The following is a 21,309-nucleotide window of genomic DNA, read 5'->3' on the forward strand; positions in this document are numbered from 1 at the left end:
CGGCAGGACCCGTACCACCCCGGCGCGCACCCGCGCACCCGGTCCCCTCGGCATGAAAGGACGTCGGATGGTACTGGCCACGGCGCCCGTACCCGGCATCAGCCACGGTCACCTCCTGGTGTTGCTGGTCCAGGTCGGTACGCTGCTCGCCCTCGCGACCGGCCTCGGCCGGCTCGCCCTGCGCCTCGGACTGCCGGCGGTGGTCGGCGAACTCCTCGCCGGCATCGTGGTGGGGCCCTCCGTACTGGGCGGCGCGGCCCCCGCGGTGTCCGACTGGCTGCTGCCCAGGAACGCCGAACAGATGCACCTGCTCGGCGCCATCGCGCAGTTGGGCGTCCTGCTGCTGGTGGGCATCACCGGCGCCCACATCGACCTGGACCTGCTGCGCCGCAAGCGGGGCGCCATCACCTGGGTCAGCCTCGGCAGCGTGCTGCTGCCGATGGCGCTGGGCATCGGCCTGGGCTTCCTGCTGCCCGGGTCGATGCTGGGCAGGGCCGGTGACCGCACCACCTTCGCCCTCTTCATCGGGGTGGCCGTCGCGGTCAGCGCCCTCCCGGTGATCGCGAAGATCCTGATCGACATGAGGCTGCTGCACCGCAACGTCGGCCAGGTGATCATCGGCGCCGCCGCCGTCAGCGACATCCTGGGCTGGCTGATGCTGTCGGTCGTCTCCGCCATGGCCACCGAGGGCCTGCGGGCCGGCGTGGTGGCGGAGTCCGTCGGCTACCTGCTGCTCGTCCTGGCCGTGACGGCCTTCCTGGCCCGCCCGCTGATCGGCCGGCTGCTGCGGCCGATCGAGCGGGCCGAGAACGGGCGGGAGCTGGGCGCGGCGACCGTCCTGGTGCTGATCGTGTTCGCCGCGGCCGGCACCCACGTGCTCGAGATGGAGCCGATCCTCGGCGCCTTCCTGTGCGGCATCGTCATCGGCTCCCTCGGCGCCGGGGCCCGGCGCTTCCTGGACACCCTGCGGCCGTTCGTCATGGCCGTGCTCGCGCCGCTGTTCCTGGCCACCGCCGGACTGCAGGTCGACCTGACCGCGCTCAAGGACCTCTCGGTGCTCGGCGCCGCGCTGGTCACCCTGCTCGTCGCCGTCGGCGCGAAGCTGGTCGGCGGGTACGCCGGAGCCCGGCTGGGCCGGCTGGACCACGACGAGGCCGTGGCCATCGGCGCCGGGCTGAACGCCCGCGGCGTGGTCGAGATCGTCCTGGCCTCCGTCGGCCTGGGCCTCGGCGTGCTCAACACCGCCTCGTACACCGTCGTCGTCCTGGTGGCGGTGGTCACCTCGGTCATGGCGCCGCCGCTGCTGCGCCGGGCGACCGGCCGGATCGCCCAGACGGCCGGCGAGATCGAACGCGAACGGGACTACGCCACGCAGCTGGTGGCCTGACCGGCGGCCCGGGAGGCGCGCCACACCCTTCCCGGGCCGGTCAGAGCACCGAGTCCCTGACCAACGAGTCTCAGACCACCAGGTGCGGCCGTCGCGCCGGCGACGGGGCCCGCAGCCCCTCGGCCATGGTCGCGGCCATCCGCCGCACCGCCTCGTGCAGGACGGCGGGCGGCATCGTGTACGGGATCCGCAGGCGGTTCTCGAAGACGCCCGGATCGGTGGCGAAGCAGGCGCCGCTCTCGATCCGCACGCCGTGGTCCAGGAGCCGTTCGGCGAGGGCGGTCGCGACCGGCGCCCCGAGGTCGACCCAGAGCGAGAGCCCGCCGGGCGGCAGCTGCCAGCTCCACCGGGGGAGGTGCTCGGTCAGGGCGTCGGCCAGCGCGGCGCGCTGACCGCGCAGCGCGTCCAGCCGGCCGCGCTGCGGCCCGTCTCCGGCGTCGAGCAGGGTGTGGGCCAGCAGCTGGTCCAGGACGGAGCCGCCCAGGTCGGTCGCTATCCGCTGGCCGGCGAGCTCCGTCACGAGCTGCGCCGGCGCGCGCAGCCAGCCGATCCGCAGCCCGCCCCAGTGGGTCTTGCTCATCGACCCGAGGGTGATGACCCCGCCCGCGCCGCCGGACAGGGCACGGCTCGCGAAGGGGGCCGGGGCCGGGCAGTCGAGGGCCAGGTCGGCCATGGTCTCGTCGATCACCAGCCAGGTGCCGTACGCCCGGGCCGCCCGGGCGATCCGGGCGCGGCTCTCCTCGGGCATCAGCAGACCGGTGGGGTTGTGGAAGTCCGGGGTGAGCAGGGCCAGCCGGGGGACCGCCCCGCGGAACGCGGCCTCGACGGCCTCGACGTCCCAGCCGTCCTCCGAGACCGGGGTGGGCACCAGCCGCAGCCGGGCGCGGCGCACGGCCTCCAGGGCGTTGGGGTAGGACGGGTTCTCCACCAGCACCCGGTCGCCCGGCGCGGCCAACAGCCCGAGGACCAGGCTGAGCGCGTGCTGGGCGCCGGAGGTGATCAGGACCTGGTCGGGCACGGTCGGCAGCCCGCGCCGGGTGAACCGGTGGGCCACCGCCGCCCGCAGACCGGGCAGCCCGTACGGGTGGTAGCCGGAGCCGCGGGTGTACACGGCCAGTTGCGGGGCCACCCGGGCGAGGGCGTCGTCCAGCACCTCCGAGGGCAGCCCGGGGGCCGCTCGGGCCAGGTCGATGGCGGCGTCGGGGGCGGGCAGCGCCCGGCTGACCTTGTGCGGCACGACCTCCTCCGGCAGGGCGGTCCAGGTGCCGGAGCCCCGCCGGCTGTGGGCGTACCCGTGCTCGCGCAGCAGTTCGTAGGCGGAGGTGACGGTCGGTCTGCTGAGCCCGAGTGAGGTGGCCAGCGCCCGCTCGGCGGGGAGCCGGACGTGCAGCGGCACCCGGCCGTCCAGGATCAGCGCGCTGATCCCCTCGAACAGGTGGCGGTAGACCGGCCGGGCCCCGCTCAGGCCGGGCAGCAGGGCGGCCAGCTGTCGTGCGCCGAGCGCCTGTGTCATCGGACCGTGTCCCTCGGATCGGCGCCGTGTCCCGCGGAGCGGTGCTGCCTCCCTCGGAGCGGCGCTGCGTCATCCGGACTGGCGCTGCGTCATCCGGATTGGCTATGGGGAACATACCACTTGCCGCCGATTGGCCATCCAATTCCGGTCGGCGGCCCCGGAGACTCCTCGTCAGGTGCACGGCACAGCGCACCAGGACCGGAGGAACACCCCATGCCCGTCACCACCTCGCCGCCCCGCCGTCCGGCCGCCGGACGCGCGCCGCTGCCGCCGCTCGGCTACCTGCCGCTCGCGGAACGCCCGGTGCAGCGCCTCGCCCGGCTGCTCGTCGGGCTGGCCCTGTACGGGTTCAGCCTCTCCCTGCTGGTCCGCGCCGCTCTCGGCGTCAACCCCTGGAGCGTGCTGTACCAGGGTCTGCAGCACCACTCCTCGCTGAGCTTCGGCACGATCAGCGCGGTGGTGGGCGTGCTCGTCCTGCTGGCGTGGGTGCCGCTGCGGCAGAAACCGACGCTCGGCACCTTCGCCAACGTCCTGGTGCTCGCCTTCTCCTCCGACCTGGGGCTCGCGGTCATCCCCGAGGACCTCGGCATGGCGTACCGCTGCTTCCTGCTGCTGGCGGGCATCCTCCTCAACGGGTTCTCCGTCGCGGTCTACGTCGGCGCCCGGTTCGGGCCGGGCCCCCGGGACGGGCTGATGACCGGGCTGGCGGCCACGACGGGCCGCTCGGTGCGGTTCGTCCGGACGGGGCTGGAGGTCACGGTCCTCGCGGCCGGCTGGGCGCTCGGCGGGACGGTCGGCCTCGGCACGGTCCTCTACGCCCTGCTGGTCGGGCCGGTCACCCAGTTCTTCCTGCCGTACTTCACCTACCGCCGGCCCGCCCCGGCCGCTGACCCCGCCTGACGCGACGGTTCGACGAGCCCGCCTGACGCGACCGTTCGACGAGCCCGCCTGACGCGACCGTTCGCTGAGCCCGTCGCGCGGCGCCCCCNNNNGGGGGCGCCGCGCCCCGCCGGGGCCACTGCCTCATGTGCCCGGGACACCGGGTGCTGGACACTGCTGCCATCCGGTGGGTCCGCGGAGAGGAACGGGTGCTCATGGCCACGGAGAGTGTGCGGAGAGCCTGGTGGCGGCCCCGGTCCGGCCCGGCGGAGCGGCAACTGGCCCTGGCGGGGCTGTGCGCCGTCGTCTGCCTGGTGGCCGGCGGCCTGTGGATCGGCTACGTGCTGAGCCACCGGGGCGCACCCGGGATCTCCGTGCCCGCCCACCACCTGGCGGTGCTGGGCTACGGCCTCGCCGCCGTGGCCGGCGGGGTACTGCTGCACGCCCACCGCCCGGGCAACCAGCTCGGCTGGGTCCTGCTCTGCTACGGGACGGCGCTGATCGTCCCGCTCGCCGCCCAGACCCCGGTCTGGGTCGAGGTGGGCGACTCGCGGGTGGTCGGGGCCGTCGTGGTCCTGGTGTCGGCCGGGTACACCGTCAGCGGCACCATCTGGCACGCCCTGCCGCTGTGGCTGCCGTACGGGACGCTGCCGAGCCGCCGGTGGTGGTACGCGATCGGCGCGGTGGCGCTGTGGATGCTGCCCCAGGCCTGCTACTACGTGTACCAGCCCACGGTGTTCGGCCGGCCCAACCCGCTGGCGGGAAGCACGGTCGCGAGCTGGCTGCGGACCTTCAACGACCGGCTGCACACCACCCAGCTGATCGTGTTCGTCGTGCTGGCCGTCCTGGTGGTCCTGGTCCCGCTCGCCCGCACCCGCGGGGTGTCGCGGCGGCGCCGGCAGAACGTCCTGCTCGGCCTGGGCGTCTACCTGCTCTGGGGCGGTGCCGAACTCGGCTACTACTTCGACGACCAGAGCACGCCCTCGTACGTCGCCTTCGCGGTCACCTCCGCGCTGTGGACGCTCACCCTGGCCGCCGTCGTCGTCCGGGACGGCTCCTGGCGGCTCGACCGGGCGGCCCGCCGGGTGCTCGTGGGCCTGCTGGTGGCCACCGGGCTGGTCGTGGTGTTCGTCCTGGTGGCCTGCGTGCTCTCCACCATGCTGATGCCCGGGCGGCGCGGCGCCGGGGCGCTGCTGCTGGTCGCCCTGGTCTTCCTGCTGGCGGCCGGGCTGCCCCGGGGCGTGCGCTGGGCCTCCGGCGTCGTGGACCGCTGGTACTACGGCTCGCGGGCGCAGCCCTACCAGGTGCTGCGCAGCCTGGCCGGACGGGTCAGCCAGACCGTCGACCCGCAGGACGTGCCGGCCGTGCTGTGCGCCACCGTCGGTGACGAACTCCGGTTGTCCAGCGTGGCGTTGACCGTCTCCACCCGCGGCGGCGAACGCCCGCTGGCCGCCTTCGGGGACGGCTCCGGCAGCGTCGAGGGCTTCCCGCTGGTCCACCGCGGCGCCGAGATCGGCCGGCTCACCGTCGCCCCGCGCCCCGGCCAGCGGACCCTCGACGACAGCGACCGGGACATCCTGCGCTCGCTCGCCGACCAGGCCGCGCCCGCCGTCGCCTCCCTCCGGCTGATGGAGGACCTCCGGGCCAGCCGCGAGCAGATCGTCGCGGCCCGCGAGGAGGAGCGCCGCCAGCTGCGCCGCGACATCCACGACGGACTCGGCCCGATGCTGGCCGGCCTGCGGCTGCGGCTGCAGGGAGCGGCCGCGGTGGACGACCCGGCGCGGTTCTCCGGTGCGCTGGAGCGGGTCGCGGACGACCTCGCGACGGCCGTCCGGGAGGTCCGGCGGATCACCGACCGGCTCGGACCGACGGCACTGGGCGACTACGGGCTGTCCCGGGCGCTGGGCCGGCTCGCGGAGACCTTCAGCGGTGCGGACCTCTCCGTCACGGCCCGGCTGGAGCCGGACCCGCTGCCGGAGCTGCCCGCCGCCGTGGAGGTCGCGGTCTACCGGATCACCGCGGAGGCGCTCAACAACGTGCTGCGGCACGCCCGGGCGCGCAGCGCCACGGTGTCCGTCCGGGTGGACCCGGGGGCGCTGGAGCTCGTCGTCGAGGACGACGGGCAGGGCCCCGGCCGCAGCGGCCCGGCGCACCCGGGGGTGGGGCTGCGGTCGATGTCCGAGCGGGCCGCCGAGATCGGCGGCAGCTGCACCGTCGACGCCCTCAACCGCGGCACCCGGGTGCACGCGGTGCTCCCGCGGCGCCCCGCGCGCGGCTGAGCGGGGCTGAGCGGCGCGGGTCCGCCCCCGGCGCGGACGGGCGGCCGGGGGCGGGGACGGCTGGCGGACGACGGGATCGGCGGCGCCGTCAGTTGCAGTTCGGCGGATTGGGGCACTTGTGGGTGGGCCTGCCGGAGGAGTGCCCGGTGCTCGGCCGCCGTCTCCGGCCGCCGCCCCCGTGGCCTCCGCGGCTTGTGCCGCCCTCGACCCGGCACCGGCAGGCCCGGGCCGCTGCGGCGAGGCTGACGACGGCGAAGACCGCCGCGGCCGCGGCCGCCAGCAGTGTCGCACCGCCCGTTCTGTCGGTCATGGTGACCTCCACGGTGGGTTCCGCGGGCCGGTCGTTCCGGCCCGCTCCTCCATGCCACCGCCGGTCGCGCCCCATCCGCATGGGGCGACGGTCCTGATCCGGTCCCGCCGGGTGAGAGCGTGGTCGCGTCGAGTGCTGCCGACCGAGCGATGGGAACCCCTGTTCGAAGCGTATCCGGGCGACCACCCGCCGCAACTCGGCCGCGGGCGCGCGGTTGGGAGGGGAACGGGTTCGTTCACTAACATCGAAGGTGGTGGCGTGAGAGGGGAAACGCCGTCGCCGTGATCGAGGAAGGACGACGGACGAAGGTGCACAGCCATGACCGCTGAAACGGATGCCGTACCGGGACCGGTGGCCGGCCCCCCGCTGCGGCGGCGCGGTGAGGCGCTGGAGAGCGCCATCCACGAGGCGGTGCTCCGGCAGCTCACCACCGACGGCTACGCCCGGCTGACCATGGAGGGGGTGGCCGCCGCCGCGCAGACCGGCAAGGCGGCGCTCTACCGGCGCTGGACCTCCAAGGAGGAGCTGGTCATGGACGCGCTGCGGGCGAGCCTGCCCCCGGCCGGGCCGGTCCCCGACACCGGCAGCCTGCGCGGGGACCTGCTGGCGGTGGTGGCCGGGCTGCGGGCGGCGATGTTCAGCGACCTGGGCGCCGCCGTGCGGGCGATCATGAGCGAGCTGGACCACCGGCGGGCGCACGCCTTCGTCGCGATCGTGCTGGAGCGGGTGGTCGAGCCGACGACCGCGCTGATCGCCGAGGTCCTGGACCGCGGCACCGCGCGCGGCGAGGTCCGGCCTGGGGCCGTCACCCCGCTGGTCACCGACGTGGTGCCGGCGCTGATGCTGTACCGGATCAAGATGTGCGGCGGGGACGTGGTGCAGCTCGACCCGGCGGAGATCGTGGACGAGGTGCTGCTGCCGATCGTCCGCCCGTGAGGGCCGGACGACCGGCGGCCGCCGGTCTCACGCCCCGCTGTGGCGGAGCATCTCCTCGCGCTCGACGACCTTGACCCGCTCGCGGTCCTCGGCCGCGCCGAGCGCGCGCTCGTGGGCGTCGAGCTCCTGCCAGCCCGCCCAGGTGGTGTAGCGCACGCCCCGGTCGCGCAGGTGCTCCTCGACCGCCGCCGGGTCGGGCTCGAGGGCGCCGGGCAGGCGGCCGGTCGCGTGGTCGTCCAGCAGGCAGGCCACGGTCTCGTTGGCGTCGCCCTTGGTGTGGCCGATCAGGCCGACCGGGCCGCGCTTGATCCAGCCGGTGACGTACGTGGCGGCGCGGTGCGAGCCGTCGCCGTCCAGGACCCGGCCGGCCGCGTGCGGGACGGTGCCCGAGACCGGGTCGAAGGGCAGCTTGGGCAGCTCGTCCGAGTAGTAGCCGACGGCCCGGTAGACCGCCCGCACGTCCCAGTCGGTGAAGCGGCCGGTGCCGCGGACGTTGCCGGTGCCGTCCAGCTCGGTGCGCTCGGTGCGCAGCCCGGCCACCTGGCCGTCCGCGCCGAGGACCTCCACCGGGGACTCGAAGAAGTGCAGGAAGATCCGGTGCGGGCGGTCGCCGACGTCGCGGATCGCCCACTTCTCCAGGGTCGCCGCGACCAGGTCGACGTGCTTGACGGCGCGGCGCTCGGCGATCGAGCCGGCGTCGTACTCGATGTCCTCGGGGGCGACGATCACCTCGATGGTGGGGGAGTGGTCCAGCTCGCGCAGCTCCATCGGGCTGAACTTGGCCTGGGCCGGCCCGCGGCGGCCGAAGACGTGCACCTCGCGGGCGCGGTTGCGGCCCAGGCCCTCGTGGACGTTCGGGGGGATCTCGGTGGGCAGCAGCTCGTCCGCGGTCTTGGCGAGGATCCGGGCCACGTCCAGGGCGACGTTGCCGACGCCGAGCACGGCGACCTTCTCGGCCTCCAGCGGCCAGTCGCGGGGCACGTCCGGGTGGCCGTCGTACCAGGAGACGAAGTCGGCCGCGCCGTAGGAGCCGTCCAGCCCGATGCCGGGCAGGTCGAGCGAGCGGTCGGCCATCGCGCCGGTGGCGAAGACCACGGCGTCGTAGAACCGGTGCAGGTCGTCCAGGGCGAGGTCGGACGGGTAGTCGACGTTGCCGAAGAGGCGGACCTGGGGCTTGTCGAGCACCTGGTGCAGGGCCGTCACGATGCCCTTGATGCGCGGGTGGTCGGGCGCGACGCCGTAGCGGATCAGGCCGAACGGGGCGGGCATCCGCTCGAACAGGTCGATCGAGACGCCGGGCGTCCCGGCGGCGTCGGACTTCAGCAGGGCGTCCGCGGCGTAGATGCCGGCGGGGCCGGCACCGACGATCGCGACTCTGATCGGACGGGGCATGGCGGTCCTCCGGGCGGGCGCGGCGACAAGTGGTCTGGACCCTTGCAGCCAACCCGGAGGTGGGGCGGTGGTGTAGTCGGCTCCGGTCTATGACCTCATAGAGACGACCTATGGGTGAGCGGCCGGTCCGGGTGGGTGCCGGGACCGGCCGCGCGGCGTCAGCTCCGGTCGGCGGGGGCCTGCCCGGGGACGGCCGGCGGGGCCGGGGTCCCGGCGGCGGCGCTGTCGTCCGTGCCGCTTGTGCCCTCGGCTCCGCCGGTGATCCGGGTGGCGGAGGCCTCGAAGAAGCGCAGCAGCTCCACCGGGAAGGGCAGCACCAGCGTGGAGTTCTTCTCCGCCGCGACCTCGACCACGGTCTGCAGCAGCCGCAGCTGCATCGCCGCCGGGGTCTCGGCCATCTTGGCGGCGGCCTCGGAGAGCTTGGCGGCCGCCTGGAACTCGCCGTCGGCGGTGATGATCCGGGCCCGGCGCTCGCGGTCCGCCTCGGCCTGGCGGGCCATCGAGCGCTTCATCGAGTCGGGCAGGCTGACGTCCTTGATCTCCACCCGGTCGATGTGCACGCCCCAGCCGGTCGCCGGGCTCTCCAGCATGACCTCCAGCCCCTGGTGGAGGTTCTCCCGGCCGGAGAGCAGGTCGTCCAGCTCGCTCTTGCCGATGATCGAGCGCAGCGAGGTCTGGGCGACCTGCAGCATGGCGAAGGCGTAGTTCTGCACGTCCACGGTGGCCCTGATCGGGTCCATCACGCGGAAGTACAGCACCGCGTCGACGCTGACCGAGACGTTGTCCTTGGTGATGCCCTCCTGTGCGGGCACCGGCATGGTGACGACCTGGACGTTGACCTTGCGCATCCGGTCCACCAGCGGCATCAGCAGGGTGAGGCCCGGCTCGCGGACCTGCGGGAGCACCTGCCCGAGCCGGGACACCACACCCCGCTCGTACTGCTGCACCACCCGCACACCCGTCATCAGCCACAGCAGGAGCACCACGGCGACGATCACGACGACTGCCACGATTCCGACCCCCCGTTCGCGGCGCGACCGGGCCGGGACCGAACTGGCCCTGTCGCCCGGTGCGGGCCGCGCAGCACAGTATGCGCCCGGGGCATCGGGCCTGACAGGGGTGTGCGCAGCGGTTTTGACGGATCTTTAGCGCACGCCGGCCCGCTCGGTCTCCCGCGCGGGTTCGGCCGTGGCCGGTACGGTCCGGCAGCGCCGGCCGGCCACCGCGTTGAGCGCCGCGACCGCCAGGCCCAGGCCGAGCGCGATCAGCCAGGCCCGCCGCTGGTCGAGGTGGGGGCCGGCCGCGACCGAGGCGAGCACCGCCACGCCCAGGGTGTTGCCGAGCTGCCGGGAGGTGGTGGCCAGCGCGGAGGCCACGCCCGCCTGCTGCGCGGGCAGACCGGTCACCGCGGTGTTGGTGATCGGCGGGTTGACCAGGCCGAAGCCCAGCCCGAGGGCCAGGTACCCGGCGGCGTACGGTGGGTAGGCGTCGCCCCCGGCCGCCAGCGCGAGCAGGCCGGCGCCCAGCGCCAGCAGCAGGCCGGAGCCCACCAGGAGCCGGCGCGCCCCCACCACGGGGATCAGCCGGCCGCTCAGCGGGGAGACCACGGCGATCGCCAGCGTCGCCGGGAGCAGCGCCAGCCCGGTTCCCAGCGCCGAGACGTGCCGCTGCTGCTGCCAGTACACGCTGGAGACGAACAGGAACCCGGCCAGGATCGCGAACACCAGCACCGCGCTGACCGTGGCCGCGGTGAAGGTCGGACGGCGCAGCAGCGCGAGCGGGAGCACCGGGTGCGCGCGCCGCCGTTCGACCGCCACGAACGCCGCGCCGCCGCCCAGCGCCAGCACCGCGCAGACCACCGTGGTGACGCCGCCGAAGCCCTGGTGGGCGCCGTGGATGAGCAGTTCGGTGACACCGAAGACCGCCACCGCGCCCAGCGCCAGCCCGGCCGGGTCGAGCGGACGGGCCGTACCGCCCCTGGTCTCCGGCACCCGCACCGACGCCGCCAGCACCAGCGCGACCACCGGCAGGTTCACCAGGAAGATCCACCGCCAGCCCAGGGCGTCGATCAGCGAACCGCCGACCAGCGGGCCGAGCGCCGCGGCCAGCCCGAAGATCGCCGCCCAGAAGCCGAGCGCCCGGGCCCGGCGCACCGGATCCTGGATCGCCGTGGTCACGGTGGACAGCGCGTTGGGCCCGAGCAGCGCGGCGCCGAGGCCCTGGACGACCCGGACGGCGATCAGCTGGTCGGCGCTGCCGGCGAGCGCGCAGCCCAGCGAGCCGATCCCGAAGACCAGCAGACCGGCGCGGAACATGGTGCGCCGCCCGAGCCGGTCCCCGAGCGAGCCGGCCAGGAGCAGCAGCACCGCCAGGGTGAGCGTGTAGGCGTCCACGATCCAGGCCAACTGCGATGAACCGGCGGACAGTTCGGTGCGCAGGGAGGGCAGGGCGACGTTCACCGCGGTGGAGTCCAGGCTGGTGACGAACAGCGAGGCGCCGCAGACGGCGGTCAGCCCGGCAGGGCCGAGGGGGCGGCGCTCGCGCCGCGTCCGGTGGCCGGGTTCGGGCACGGCAGAAGGCATGGGGGACCCCTTCCGGGTCGAGGCGGGAATCGGCGACGGGCAGGGCGCCCCGGTGCGGACACCGGTCGGGCGGGCTGCGGTCGCTCTGCCTCGAACCTAGGCGGCCTGCTGATTTGCGGCAATCGGCAAAACGGCAACTGATAGTTTCACCTGGTGCAACTGTCCTCGGTCGACCTCAACCTGCTGGTGGTCCTGGACGCCCTCCTGGAGGAGGGCTCCGTCACCCGGGCCGCGCACCGGCTCAACCTCTCCGTCCCGGCGACCAGCCGCGCCCTCGGCCGGCTGCGCCGCACCTTCCGGGACCAGCTGCTGGTCCGCTCCGGCCGCGGGCTGCGGCCCACCGCCGCCGCCGTCGACCTCCGGCCGCGCCTGCGGCTCTGGCTCGAACAGGCCGAGCAGCTCCTCGACCGCCAGGCCCAGCCGCTCGACCGGAGCCTGACGGTCGTCGCCCCGCAGGACCTGATCGTGACCAGGAGCGCCGACCTGCTCGCCCGGCTCGCCGTGGACGCCCCCGCCGCCGAACTGCGCCTGCTGGCCTCCGACGGCGGGCGGGACGGCGCCGAAGCCGTCCGGGACGGCACCGCCGACCTCGCGGTCGTCGTCAACGCGGCCAAGTACCCGGACCTGCGCTCCCTCGGCCTCGTCCGGGCCGGGCTCACCGCCGCCGTCCGGGCGGGCCACGACCTCACCCGCGGCGAGGTGACCGCCGAGCGGTTCGCCGCCGCCGAGCACGTCCTGGTCTCCCGCAGCGGCCGCCCCGAGGAGGCGCTCGACCGGGAACTGCGCGAGGCCGGCCTGCCCCGTACCGTCCGCTGCGTCGTGCCCGGGTACCTCGCCGCACTGCACCTGGTCGGCCGCACCGACCTGGTCACCCTCGCCCCCGCCGCCCTGGTCCGCGAACTCGGCCCGGCCCTCGGCGTCCTCCCCGTCCCCGCACCCGCCCGGCTGCGCCCCCTGCGGGTCACCCTCCTCTGGCACCCCCGCCGCGACCAGGACCCCCTCCTGCGCCTGCTCCGCGACGGCCTCGCCGCCCTCGCGGCCGACCTCACCGGCGCCGGGGACGAACCGCCGCACTGAGCCCTCTCGGAGGGTCGCCCCCGGGGCTCAGCGCAGCAGGTCCCCGACGGCCGCGATGCCCGCCGCGATGGCGCGCTCGGTGACGTCGCCGAAGCCGAGCACCAGCCGGGGCGGGTCGCCGGCGCCGGAGGCCCGGTTCGCGCTCATCCCGTACAGGCCGACCGAGCGCTCGCGGGCCGCCGCGACCACCCGCCCCTCGTGCGCGCCCTCCGGCAGCCAGGCGACGGCGTGGAAGCCCGCCGCCAGGCCGGTGACCGGCAGGCCGGGGGCGTGCTCGGCCAGTGCGGCGAGCAGCGCGGTCCGGCGGGACGCGTAGAGCGCGCGCATCCGGCGCAGGTGCCGGTCGAAGCGGCCGGACTCGATCAGCCGGGCCAGCGCCAGCTGGTCCAGCACGGGGGAACCCCGGTCGTCGATCTGCTTGAGCTCGCACAGCCGGTCGGTGAGCGCCGGCGGGCAGAGCACCCAGCCGGTGCGCAGCGCGGGCGCGAGCGACTTGCTGACCGTGCCGATGGCGACCACCCGGTCGGCGGCCAGGCCCTGCAGGGCGCCCACCGGTTCGCGGTCGTACCGGAACTCGGCGTCGTAGTCGTCCTCGATCACCACCGCGTCCCGCGCCCGGGCCCAGTCGATCAGGGCGAGTCGCCGCCGCGGTGCCAGGGCGACCCCGGTCGGCCACTGGTGGGCGGGGGTGGTGACCACCGCGCGGGCGTCGGTGGCCGCCAACGCGTCCACGACCAGGCCCTGTTCGTCCACCGGCACCGGGACGGCCCGCAGACCGGCCACGGCGGCGGCCGCCCGGACGGGGCCCGGCGAGCCCGGGTCCTCGTACGCGACGGTGCGCACGCCCGTGCGGGCGAGGGCGCGCAGGGTGAGCGAGAGCCCCTGGGCGTAGCCGGAGCAGACCAGCAGGTGGTCCGGTTCGGCGGCGGCCGCGCGGACCCGGCGCAGGTACCCGGCCAGCACCTCGCGCAGCGCCGCGGCGCCGCGCGGGTCGCCGTAGTCGAGCGCCTCCCTCGGCAGTGCCCGGCCGGCCTCGCGCACCGCCCACAGCCAGTCGGCCATCGGGAAGGCCGTCAGGTCCGGGACGCCGTGCCGGAAGTCGGCCAGCAGCCGGGGCGCGGGGGCGGCACCGGCGGTCGGCGCGGGCGGGGCGGCCGCTCCGGCGGCGACCCGGGTGGCGGACCCGCCACGGGTCACCAGGTAGCCCTCGGCGAGGAGTTGGGCGTAGCAGTCCTGGACCAGGCCGCGTGAGAGGCCGAGCGTGCGGGCGAGCTCCCGGGAGGACGGCAGCCGCTCACCGGCCGCCAGCCGTCCCGTGCGGATCGCGCAGCGCAGGTGGTCCTCCAGCTGCGCGCGCAGCGGCCGGCCGCCGCCGCGGTCGAGGACCAGCAACAGCTCGGGCGAGAAACCGGACCACTCCAGCGGCATGGAATCGGATCTTACCGGTGGTCCGGTGGGCCGATACCGTCACCGGGTGACCACGACGACGATCAACTCCCCTTCCCCGGAGGCCGGTTCCGACCGGCCGCCGCTGCTCACCCGGGCGCTGCTGCTGCGCTTCGTCTCGCTGCTCGGCTCCGCCGTCGGCTTCAACCTGCTGCTGTCCGCCGTTCCGCTGTACGCCCAGGAGTCCGGTGGCGGCGACCACGCGGCGGGGCTCGCCACCGGGGCGCTGATGCTGGCCACCGTGGCCGGTGAGCTGGCGACGCCGGCGCTGACCGCCCGGTACGGCTACCGGCTGGTGCTGGCGGCCGGGCTGGTGCTGCTGGGCGCGCCCGCGCTGGTGCTGGCCGTGACCGGCGGGATGGTGGCGGTGGTGGCGGTATGCCTGCTGCGCGGGCTGGGCTTCGCGCTCGCGCTGGTCGCCGGCGGGGCGCTGACGGCCTCGCTGATACCGGCCGAGCGGCGCGGGGAGGGGCTCGCGCTGGTCGGGCTGGTCTCCGGCCTGCCGTCCCTGTTCGGGCTGCCGCTCGGCGTCTGGCTGGGCCAACACGTCGGCTGGGGCTGGGTGTTCGCGATCGGGGCGGCCGCCCCGCTGGCCGCCGTCGCCTCCGTGCCCGCGCTCCCGGACCGCACCCGGGCCGCCGGCCCGTCGGTGGGCCTGCGGGACGGGCTGCGCAGCGGCGCCCTGCTGCGGCCCGCCACCGTGTTCGCCGCCACGGCGCTGGCGGCCGGGATCATCGTCACCTTCCTGCCGCTCGCCGTGCCCTCCGCCACGGCCGTCGCCGTCGCGCTGCTGGTCCAGCCCGGGGCGATGACGCTCGCCCGCTGGCTCGCCGGGCGGCACGGGGACCGGCGCGGCCCGGCCCCGCTGGTGCTGCCCGCCCTGCTGGTCTCGGCCGCCGGTGTGCTGCTGCTGGCGTGCACGGGCAGCGCGGTCGCGGTGGTCGCCGGGGCGGCGGTGTTCGGGCTCGGCTTCGGCGTCGCGCAGAACGCGACGCTGGCGCTGATGTACGCCCGGGTGCCGCCGTCCGGGTACGGCACGGTGACCGCGCTGTGGAACGTCGCCTACGACGGCGGGATGGGCATCGGCGCGGTCGCCTTCGGGGCGGTCGCGGGCGGGACGGGCTACCCGTGGGCGCTGCTGCTCACCGCGGCCGTGATGCTCGCCGCGCTCGCCCCGGCGTGGCGGGACCGCGGGAGCGCCGCGGCGCGCTGACGCCCCGTCGGCCGGGCGCGCGACGACACGCACGGGCCGCGCAGCTGCTCGACTTGCCGCGGACCGGGCGGTTGGATGGATCCGCCCCGGTCAACCGGACGGAACCGCACCGGACTCCGCCCGGACGCGGCCCGAACACCCCGGCGAGCCGAGGAGTCACCCCCGTGCACGACAGCCCCGACAGCCCTGACACCCACGACAGCCCCGACCCGGCCGTGGTGGCCCGGCGGATCGCCGAACGGTGCCAGGAGCTGGGCCTCGACGACGAGGACCTGGCGCGCCGGGCGGCGATGGCTCCCGGCTACCTCCGCCATCTGCTCGTCGCCGGGCCCGGCTTCGACCCGGCGGGCTTCGTCCGGCTCGCCGCCGTGCTCGGCAGCAGCCGCGACGAGCTCCTGTACGGCCGCGCCGACGCCGCGCCCGGCCACGGCGGGCCCGGGCCGCACCCCCGGTTGCAGAACCTCACCGAGGCCGAGTGCTGGCAGCTCGTCGGCACCCACGGCGTCGGCCGGATCGCCCTGCCGGTCGAGCCGGGGCCGGTGGTCCTGCCCGTCAACTACGTGGTCGACCGGGCCTCCTTCGCCTTCCGCACCGGCGAGCACAACACCACCGCCCCCACCGAGGGCGCCGCGGTCTCCTTCCAGGTCGACCGCATCGACGAGCACCTCGGCCGCGGCTGGAGCGTCCTCGCCCTCGGCCCGGCCCACTACGTGACCGACCCGGCCGAACTCCACCACCTGACCGGCCTCCCCGGCGCCTCCCCCTGGGCAGGCGGCGACCGGCCGCGCTGGGTGCGGATCCGGCCGGAGGAGGTCACCGGCCGCCGCCTGGTCACCGGCTGACCCCGCCGCGGCCGGACGCGGCGGGTCCTGCCTTCCGGGGCCGTTCACTGCGACCCCGGCCAGGGGTGCGGGGCCGCTGTCAGGTGGCGGGTCAGGGCGAGGGCGGCGAGCAGGGCGAGGAGGGTGCACACGCCCCACCAGCCCGCCCGGCTCCAGACCTGGACGCCGAGCCAGGAGCCGGCGGTGCCGCCCAGGTAGGCGCAGGTCATGTAGGCGGTCCTGAGGCGGCCGCGGGCGTCCGGCCGGAGGGCGTTCACCCGGGCCTGACCGGCGACCGTGCCGCACTGCATGGCGACGTCGAGCAGCAGGGTGCCCAGGGTGAGGGCGGTCAGGCCGAGCGGGCCGCCCCGGCGGCCGGCGGCGAGGACGGCGGCCGCCGCGAGGACGCCCAGCAGGCAGGCGAGGTTCACCGGGTCGGGGCCGTGGCGGTCCACCAGCCGTCCGGCGTACGGGGTGCAGAGCATGGTGGCCGCGCCGACCAGGGCGAGCAGCCCGACCGCCCGGGCGTCCAGTCCGTAGGCCGGGCCGGTGAGCAGCAGGGCCAGACAGGTCCAGACGGCGGAGAAGCCGGCGAAGACGCTCGCCTGGTACACGCAGGAGCGGCGCAGCTCGGGTTCGGTGCGCAGCAGGCGCAGCGGCTCGGTGAGCAGGGCCGGATACGGCGCGCGGGAGGAGGCGGTCGTGGCCGGGACGGTGCGGGCCAGGACGGCGGCGAGGAGCAGGGTGAGGGCGGCCGCGGCCAGGTACGGGGCACGCCAGCCGAGCCACTCGCCGAGGGTGCCGCCGAAGGTGCGGGCGAGCAGCATGCCGCCGGTGGAGCCGCTCAGCAGCGCGCCGATCACCGCGCCCTGGCGGTCGGCGGCGGCCAGGTTCGCCGCGAGCGTTCCGACGACCTGGGCGGCGACCGTGGTGAGGCCGACGGCGGCGCTCGCCGCGATCAGGACGGGCAGGGTCGGCGCGCAGCCCGCGGTGAGCAGGCCCAGGCCGGTGAGGGTGAGCAGCGCGACGAGCAGCGGACGGTGGGGGAGCCGGTCGGCGAGGGGCACGAGCAGGACGATGCCGGCGGTGTACCCGAGCTGGGTGGCGGTCACGACCAGGGCCGCCGCGTCGGGGGGCACGTGCAGTCCGGTGGCGATCAGCGGGCCGACGGCCTGGGGGAAGTAGAGGTTCCCAACCGCCACGGCGCAGGCCAGGGCCAGGAGGAGGACCAGCCGACGGGTCAATCCGTCGGCCTGGCCGGGAGTGTCGGCGGTGCGGCGCACGGGAGTTGTCATGGCGCCAGTGCACGGGAACGCCGCGGCGCCGCCAATCGATGTAGCGTGGCGCTTAATGATCAGCTTCGTCCTGGACGTCGAGGACCTCGCGGACACCCGGTTCGCGCTGTCGCCCCTGCACGAGGCGGTGCTGAGCCTGCGGGTGCTGCGGGACCCCGGGCTGTCGGCGCTGCACCTGCCGTGGCGCCGCGCCGTCCTCGCCCGGCTGGGCGCGCTCGACGCCGGGCTGCTGCTGTCCCTGGTCGCACGCCGGCGGACCGTCCCCGACTTCCTGACGCCGGTGCCGGCCGTCTTCGCTCCGAGCTTCGAGGAGGAGCTGGCCGTGGTGCGCCGGACCGAACCGGAGCTGGTCCGCCGCGACCTGGTGGCGACGCACGCGCCGGACCCGGTGCCCGAGGCGCTGCGGCTCTTCGTCGCCGGCGACGACGCCGCGGTCGCCGGGCTGCGCGACGGCCTGTGCGAACTCCTACGCCGGTACTGGGAGTCGGCGATCGAGCCGGAGTGGCCGCGGATGCGCCTGGTACTGGAGGCGGACATGACCTACCGGGCCCGGCGGCTCGCGCTCGGCGGCGCCCGGCTGCTGTTCGCCGACATGCACCCGGACCTGCGCTGGCGGGGCGGCGTGCTGCACATCGACCGGATGATCAGCCGGCACCGCGTCGCGGCGGCGGGCCGGGGGCTGCTGCTGATGCCGTCCGTGTTCGCGCACAAGCCCGCGCCGCCGCTCAGTCCGGAGGAGCCGCCGAGCCTGGTCTACCCGAGCCGGGGCGTGGCCACCCTGTGGGACACCCCGCCCGCCGCCGACCCGACCGCCTTGGCGGCGCTGCTGGGCGCGCCGCGCGCCCGGCTGCTGGTCCTCCTGGCGGAGCCCTCGGCCACCGTCGAGCTCGCCCGCCGGCTGCGGGTGACGCCGAGCGCCGTCTCCCAGCACCTGCGCGTCCTGTTCGCCGGGGGACTGGTCGTCCGGGCCCGCGACGGGCGGCAGGTCCTGTACCGGCGCAGCGCGTTGGGTGACCAGCTGGTGGCCGGCCGGGCGGCACCGTGACGGCCCGGCCGTTGTGCTGACGGACCGTACGTGGAACCGCCGCCCCCGTCGGCCGGCCTGCCGCACGGCCCGTGGACGAGCGCGCCGATGACTGGTATCCAGACCACTGGGCAGCCGGACGGAACGGGCCGCCGGGCCGCGACGTACCACCAGGAGAGCAGGGGCGATGCGCAGAATTCTGATCGTCGGCGCCGGGCAGGCCGGACTCCAACTGGCCCTGGGGCTGCAGTCCCACGGCTACGACGTGACGGTGCTGACGGACCGCGGCGCGGACGAGGTGCGGGCCGGGCGGGTGCTGTCCAGCCAGTGCATGTTCGAGTCCGCGCTGAGTACCGAGCGCGCCCTGGGCCTGGACCTGTGGGCCGACGAGGCGCCCCGGATCGAGGGCGTCGGCCTCTCCGTCCCCGGGCCGGACGGGACGCGGGTGATCGACTGGGTCGGGCGGCTGGACGCCTACGCGCAGTCCGTCGACCAGCGGCTGAAGATGTCCACCTGGCTGGAGGCCTTCGCCGAGCGCGGCGGCCGGGTCGAGCTGCGCAAGGTGACCGCCGCCGACCTGCAGCACCTGGCCGGCTCGTACGACCTGGTGCTGGTCGCCTCCGGCAAGGGCCCGCTGGGCTCGCTGTTCGAACGCGACCACGCGCACTCCCCGTTCGAGCGCCCCCAGCGCGCGCTGTCCGCCGTCTACGTGCACGGGCTCGGGCCGCGCCCCGAGCACGACTTCCCGGCGGTGCGCTGCAACGTGGTGCCCGGCATCGGCGAGCTGTTCGTGATGCCGGCCCTGACCGTGTCGGGGCCCTGCGACATCGTGCTCTGGGAGGCCGTGCCGGGCGGACCGGCGGACGCCTTCGACGGGATCCGTGACCCGGCCGAACACCTGCGGGTGACGCTGGAGTTGATGAAGACCTTCACACCTTGGGAGTACGACCGGGCGCGCAAGGGCCTCGAACTCACCGACGCCGGCGCCACCCTGGCCGGCCGCTTCACCCCGGTGGTCCGTCGCCCCGTCGGCGAACTGCCCGGTGGCGGCACGGTGTTGGGCGTCGCGGACGTGGTCGTCACCAACGACCCGATCACCGGACAGGGCGCCAACACCGCCGCCAAGTGCGCGGCGCTCTACCTGGCCGCGATCCTCGCCCACGGCGACAAGCCCTTCGACCGGGACTTCCAGCAGGCCGCCTTCGACGCCTTCTGGCAGGTCGCGGGCCCGGTCACCACCTGGACCAACGCCATGCTCGCCCCGCCGCCCCCGTTCGTCCTCGACCTGCTGGTCGCGGGCGGGCAGTACCAGGCCGTCGCCGACCGGTTCGCCAACACCTTCGACGACCCGGCGGACGCCGAACGCTGGTACCTCGACCCGGACAAGGCGGCCGCCTACCTGGCCTCGGTCACCTCGGGAGACTGACCGTACGTCCGGAAAACGGGGGAACGCCCGGAATCTGAAAGGTCAAAAGCTTCCCAAGTCGGGTGCGGGCGGCCGTCGATCATGGTGGGTTCGTCTCGCCCCCGCCGAGGGGGACATCCGGCTCGGCACGACGAGCGGTACGGACATCCGGAGAACGGGAGACACGTGGTGGCGGTCGACGGGGGCAACATGGCCCAGGCAGTGATCGATACGGCGTACAACGAGCGCAAACGGCTGCACACCGGCCGCAGCCGGACCACCACGATGGTCGTGCTGGGCGTCCTGGCCGCGATCGGCATCTTCCTGGCGCTGGTCGTCGGCAAGTCCGACCCGGACACCGCGCCCACCTGCGACGGCCACACCATGACCCGGACCAGCGAGTGCCGGATCTGGTCCAACCACGGCGGCGGGGGCACCTACTCCTACGACGAGATGATCGACCGCCGGGAGTCCTCCAACGGCGTGTGGCGGGGCATAGGCTTCGGCGCCGCCGGGCTCGCCGCCGTCCTGATGGTGGTGGCCTACACCAAGCTGAACCCGAACCGCCCCTGGGGCAAGCCGGTCAGCGCCGCCTGCCCGCGCTGCCGGGAGCTGAACCTCCGGGAGAAGCTCACCGTCCACAGCATCACCAAGGGCCGGACGACCTACCGCTACAGCGGCATCGTCACGCTCTGCACCCCGGCCTGCGGCTTCTCCACGATCCGCCAGCGCTGACGCTGCCGGGCCCCGGCCGGGACCGCCCGACTCCCGCCCACTACGCTCGGTCCCTCACGAACAGGATGTGGGTGGACCGAGTGAGCAGGTGGGAGCGGGCGCTGGACGCGGCCGGCGTGCACGACCCCGGGCTGCGGGCCGACTTCGGCCGGCAGCGGGACCGGGTCAGCCGGTACAAGCGGGAGGTCACGCTGGCGGCCGGTCTGCTGCTGCCGGACCGCATGGTCCCGCCCGTGATCGCGGCGGCCGCCTTCATGCACCACACCGACACCCTGCTCGACAGCGGCCCGCTCGCCGAACGCCGGGCGGCCTCCGCCCGCTGGCGGCGGGACGTCACCGAGAGCCTCGCCGCCGGCCGCACCGACGATCCCGACCTGCGCCCCCTGCTGCACAGCGTCGAGGCGCACCCCGCCCTGCGCGACCGGGCCCTGGACTTCCTCGCCGCGGCGGACGCCGACCTCGACTTCGCCGGCTTCGCCACCGAGGCGGACTACCAGGCGTACGTGGACGGGTACTCGCTGCCCGGCTTCATGGTCGTCGCCGCGCTGCTCGGCCCGGACGGCGACCAGAGCGCCTACCGCGCCGCCTGCCGCACCTTCATCGACGCCAGCCAGCGGCTCGACTTCGTCAACGACCTCGCCGAGGACCTGGCCGAGGGCCGGCTGACCGTTCCCGAACAGACCCTACGGGCCCACGGCGTCACCCGGGCCGACCTGGAGCAGGCCCGCGACCTGCCGGCCGTAAGGGCACTGCTCGGCGAACTGCTCGACCTGGCCGACCGCACCCTCGCCGAGGGCCGGGCCGTCGTCGACCTGGTGCCGGCCGCGCACCGGCCGATGGTGCGGTGCATCGTCGGGGTCGAGGAACTGACCGGCGTCGCCGCCCGCGCCGACCTGGGCGCGCTGCTGCGCCGCTCCGCGAGCCCGGCCAAGTTCGCCGCGCTGCGGCTGCTCGCCCGGGAGTACCTCCGGGCCCGACGGCTGCGCGGCTGACGGTTCACGGCTTTCGGCTCCCA

The 21,309-nt window shown here is 75.5% G+C and carries 18 protein-coding genes; 11 read left to right on the forward strand and 7 right to left on the reverse strand.

Going from position 1 to position 21,309, the window contains the following annotated elements; genetic code table 11:
- Positions 1-67 precede the first annotated feature (67 nt).
- Complete coding sequence (locus tag IE332_RS30400; RefSeq protein WP_189922616.1) at positions 68-1,387, forward strand: cation:proton antiporter; 1,320 nt, start codon at positions 68-70, stop codon at positions 1,385-1,387.
- A gap of 70 nt (positions 1,388-1,457) precedes the next feature.
- Here IE332_RS30400 and yczR read toward each other — a convergent pair whose 3' ends face one another.
- A complete protein-coding gene (yczR, locus tag IE332_RS30405) occupies positions 1,458-2,900 on the reverse strand; it encodes a MocR-like transcription factor YczR (RefSeq protein ID WP_189922618.1) in 1,443 nt (480 codons plus the stop codon).
- Positions 2,901-3,113: 213 nt separating this feature from the next.
- Between yczR and yczE the strand changes: the two genes are divergently transcribed.
- Together yczE and IE332_RS30415 are read left to right on the forward strand one after the other, a co-directional pair.
- The gene (gene yczE / locus IE332_RS30410) at positions 3,114-3,800 is read left to right on the forward strand and encodes a membrane protein YczE (RefSeq protein WP_189922620.1); all 687 of its coding nucleotides are present in this window, start codon (positions 3,114-3,116) and stop codon (positions 3,798-3,800) included.
- 194 nt (positions 3,801-3,994) lie between these two features.
- Positions 3,995-6,058, forward strand: coding sequence for a GAF domain-containing sensor histidine kinase (locus IE332_RS30415; protein ID WP_189922622.1), 2,064 nt, complete (start codon positions 3,995-3,997; stop codon positions 6,056-6,058).
- A gap of 88 nt (positions 6,059-6,146) precedes the next feature.
- On the opposite strand, the gene IE332_RS30420 is transcribed toward IE332_RS30415, so the two are convergent.
- A complete protein-coding gene (locus IE332_RS30420; RefSeq protein ID WP_189922624.1) occupies positions 6,147-6,368 on the reverse strand; it encodes a hypothetical protein in 222 nt (73 codons plus the stop codon).
- Positions 6,369-6,686: 318 nt separating this feature from the next.
- Here IE332_RS30420 and IE332_RS30425 point away from each other — a divergent pair, with 318 nt between their 5' ends.
- Positions 6,687-7,304: a TetR-like C-terminal domain-containing protein gene (locus IE332_RS30425; protein WP_189922633.1), complete on the forward strand. Its 618-nt coding sequence runs from the start codon at positions 6,687-6,689 to the stop codon at positions 7,302-7,304.
- A gap of 27 nt (positions 7,305-7,331) precedes the next feature.
- Here IE332_RS30425 and IE332_RS30430 read toward each other — a convergent pair whose 3' ends face one another.
- The 3 genes from IE332_RS30430 to IE332_RS30440 form a co-directional block, all read right to left on the reverse strand.
- Positions 7,332-8,696: an FAD-dependent oxidoreductase gene (locus IE332_RS30430; protein WP_189922635.1), complete on the reverse strand. Its 1,365-nt coding sequence runs from the start codon at positions 8,694-8,696 to the stop codon at positions 7,332-7,334.
- Between the two features lie 158 nt (positions 8,697-8,854).
- On the reverse strand, positions 8,855-9,706 hold the full coding sequence (locus IE332_RS30435) for a slipin family protein (protein WP_373313880.1): 852 nt from the start codon (positions 9,704-9,706) through the stop codon (positions 8,855-8,857).
- 135 nt (positions 9,707-9,841) lie between these two features.
- Positions 9,842-11,278: an MFS transporter gene (locus tag IE332_RS30440; RefSeq protein WP_189922637.1), complete on the reverse strand. Its 1,437-nt coding sequence runs from the start codon at positions 11,276-11,278 to the stop codon at positions 9,842-9,844.
- 153 nt (positions 11,279-11,431) lie between these two features.
- Between IE332_RS30440 and IE332_RS30445 the strand changes: the two genes are divergently transcribed.
- Positions 11,432-12,355 (forward strand): LysR family transcriptional regulator, encoded by a 924-nt coding sequence (locus IE332_RS30445; RefSeq protein WP_189922639.1) that lies wholly within the window; start codon positions 11,432-11,434, stop codon positions 12,353-12,355.
- 27 nt (positions 12,356-12,382) lie between these two features.
- Here IE332_RS30445 and pdxR read toward each other — a convergent pair whose 3' ends face one another.
- Positions 12,383-13,783 (reverse strand): MocR-like pyridoxine biosynthesis transcription factor PdxR, encoded by a 1,401-nt coding sequence (gene pdxR, locus IE332_RS30450; RefSeq protein WP_189922641.1) that lies wholly within the window; start codon positions 13,781-13,783, stop codon positions 12,383-12,385.
- Between the two features lie 46 nt (positions 13,784-13,829).
- Between pdxR and IE332_RS30455 the strand changes: the two genes are divergently transcribed.
- Entirely contained in the window at positions 13,830-15,014 is a 1,185-nt protein-coding gene (locus IE332_RS30455) for an MFS transporter (RefSeq protein WP_229929042.1), read from the forward strand.
- 164 nt (positions 15,015-15,178) lie between these two features.
- Entirely contained in the window at positions 15,179-15,856 is a 678-nt protein-coding gene (locus IE332_RS30460; protein ID WP_189922645.1) for a pyridoxamine 5'-phosphate oxidase family protein, read from the forward strand.
- A gap of 44 nt (positions 15,857-15,900) precedes the next feature.
- Here the strand turns inward: IE332_RS30460 and IE332_RS30465 are convergent, their stop codons facing one another.
- Complete coding sequence (locus tag IE332_RS30465) at positions 15,901-17,130, reverse strand: MFS transporter (RefSeq protein ID WP_189922648.1); 1,230 nt, start codon at positions 17,128-17,130, stop codon at positions 15,901-15,903.
- 55 nt (positions 17,131-17,185) lie between these two features.
- Between IE332_RS30465 and IE332_RS30470 the strand changes: the two genes are divergently transcribed.
- The 4 genes from IE332_RS30470 to IE332_RS30485 all read left to right on the forward strand — a co-directional run bounded on the left by IE332_RS30470 (position 17,186) and on the right by IE332_RS30485 (position 21,286).
- The gene (locus tag IE332_RS30470; protein WP_189922650.1) at positions 17,186-18,175 is read left to right on the forward strand and encodes an ArsR/SmtB family transcription factor; all 990 of its coding nucleotides are present in this window, start codon (positions 17,186-17,188) and stop codon (positions 18,173-18,175) included.
- 166 nt (positions 18,176-18,341) lie between these two features.
- Complete coding sequence (locus tag IE332_RS30475; RefSeq protein WP_189922652.1) at positions 18,342-19,580, forward strand: styrene monooxygenase/indole monooxygenase family protein; 1,239 nt, start codon at positions 18,342-18,344, stop codon at positions 19,578-19,580.
- 189 nt (positions 19,581-19,769) lie between these two features.
- Positions 19,770-20,294: a hypothetical protein gene (locus IE332_RS30480; protein WP_189922654.1), complete on the forward strand. Its 525-nt coding sequence runs from the start codon at positions 19,770-19,772 to the stop codon at positions 20,292-20,294.
- Between the two features lie 80 nt (positions 20,295-20,374).
- Complete coding sequence (locus IE332_RS30485) at positions 20,375-21,286, forward strand: squalene/phytoene synthase family protein (protein ID WP_189922656.1); 912 nt, start codon at positions 20,375-20,377, stop codon at positions 21,284-21,286.
- Positions 21,287-21,309: the final 23 nt, after the last annotated feature.

The organism is Kitasatospora xanthocidica, assembly GCF_014656195.1.
Taxonomy (GTDB): Bacteria; Actinomycetota; Actinomycetes; order Streptomycetales; family Streptomycetaceae; genus Kitasatospora; species Kitasatospora xanthocidica.

Bases quoted from the DNA above. Each gene is read 5' to 3' on its own strand.
- IE332_RS30470 (WP_189922650.1), top strand. From the start codon at position 17,186: ATGATCAGCTTCGTCCTGGACGTCGAGGACCTCGCGGACACCCGGTTC.
- IE332_RS30475 (WP_189922652.1), top strand. From the start codon at position 18,342: ATGCGCAGAATTCTGATCGTCGGCGCCGGGCAGGCCGGACTCCAACTG.
- IE332_RS30420 (WP_189922624.1), bottom strand. From the start codon at position 6,368: ATGACCGACAGAACGGGCGGTGCGACACTGCTGGCGGCCGCGGCCGCG.
- IE332_RS30415 (WP_189922622.1), top strand. From the start codon at position 3,995: ATGGCCACGGAGAGTGTGCGGAGAGCCTGGTGGCGGCCCCGGTCCGGC.
- pdxR (WP_189922641.1), bottom strand. From the start codon at position 13,783: ATGCCGCTGGAGTGGTCCGGTTTCTCGCCCGAGCTGTTGCTGGTCCTC.
- IE332_RS30480 (WP_189922654.1), top strand. From the start codon at position 19,770: ATGGCCCAGGCAGTGATCGATACGGCGTACAACGAGCGCAAACGGCTG.
- IE332_RS30425 (WP_189922633.1), top strand. From the start codon at position 6,687: ATGACCGCTGAAACGGATGCCGTACCGGGACCGGTGGCCGGCCCCCCG.
- yczR (WP_189922618.1), bottom strand. From the start codon at position 2,900: ATGACACAGGCGCTCGGCGCACGACAGCTGGCCGCCCTGCTGCCCGGC.
- IE332_RS30465 (WP_189922648.1), bottom strand. From the start codon at position 17,130: ATGACAACTCCCGTGCGCCGCACCGCCGACACTCCCGGCCAGGCCGAC.
- IE332_RS30430 (WP_189922635.1), bottom strand. From the start codon at position 8,696: ATGCCCCGTCCGATCAGAGTCGCGATCGTCGGTGCCGGCCCCGCCGGC.
- IE332_RS30440 (WP_189922637.1), bottom strand. From the start codon at position 11,278: ATGCCTTCTGCCGTGCCCGAACCCGGCCACCGGACGCGGCGCGAGCGC.
- IE332_RS30400 (WP_189922616.1), top strand. From the start codon at position 68: ATGGTACTGGCCACGGCGCCCGTACCCGGCATCAGCCACGGTCACCTC.
- yczE (WP_189922620.1), top strand. From the start codon at position 3,114: ATGCCCGTCACCACCTCGCCGCCCCGCCGTCCGGCCGCCGGACGCGCG.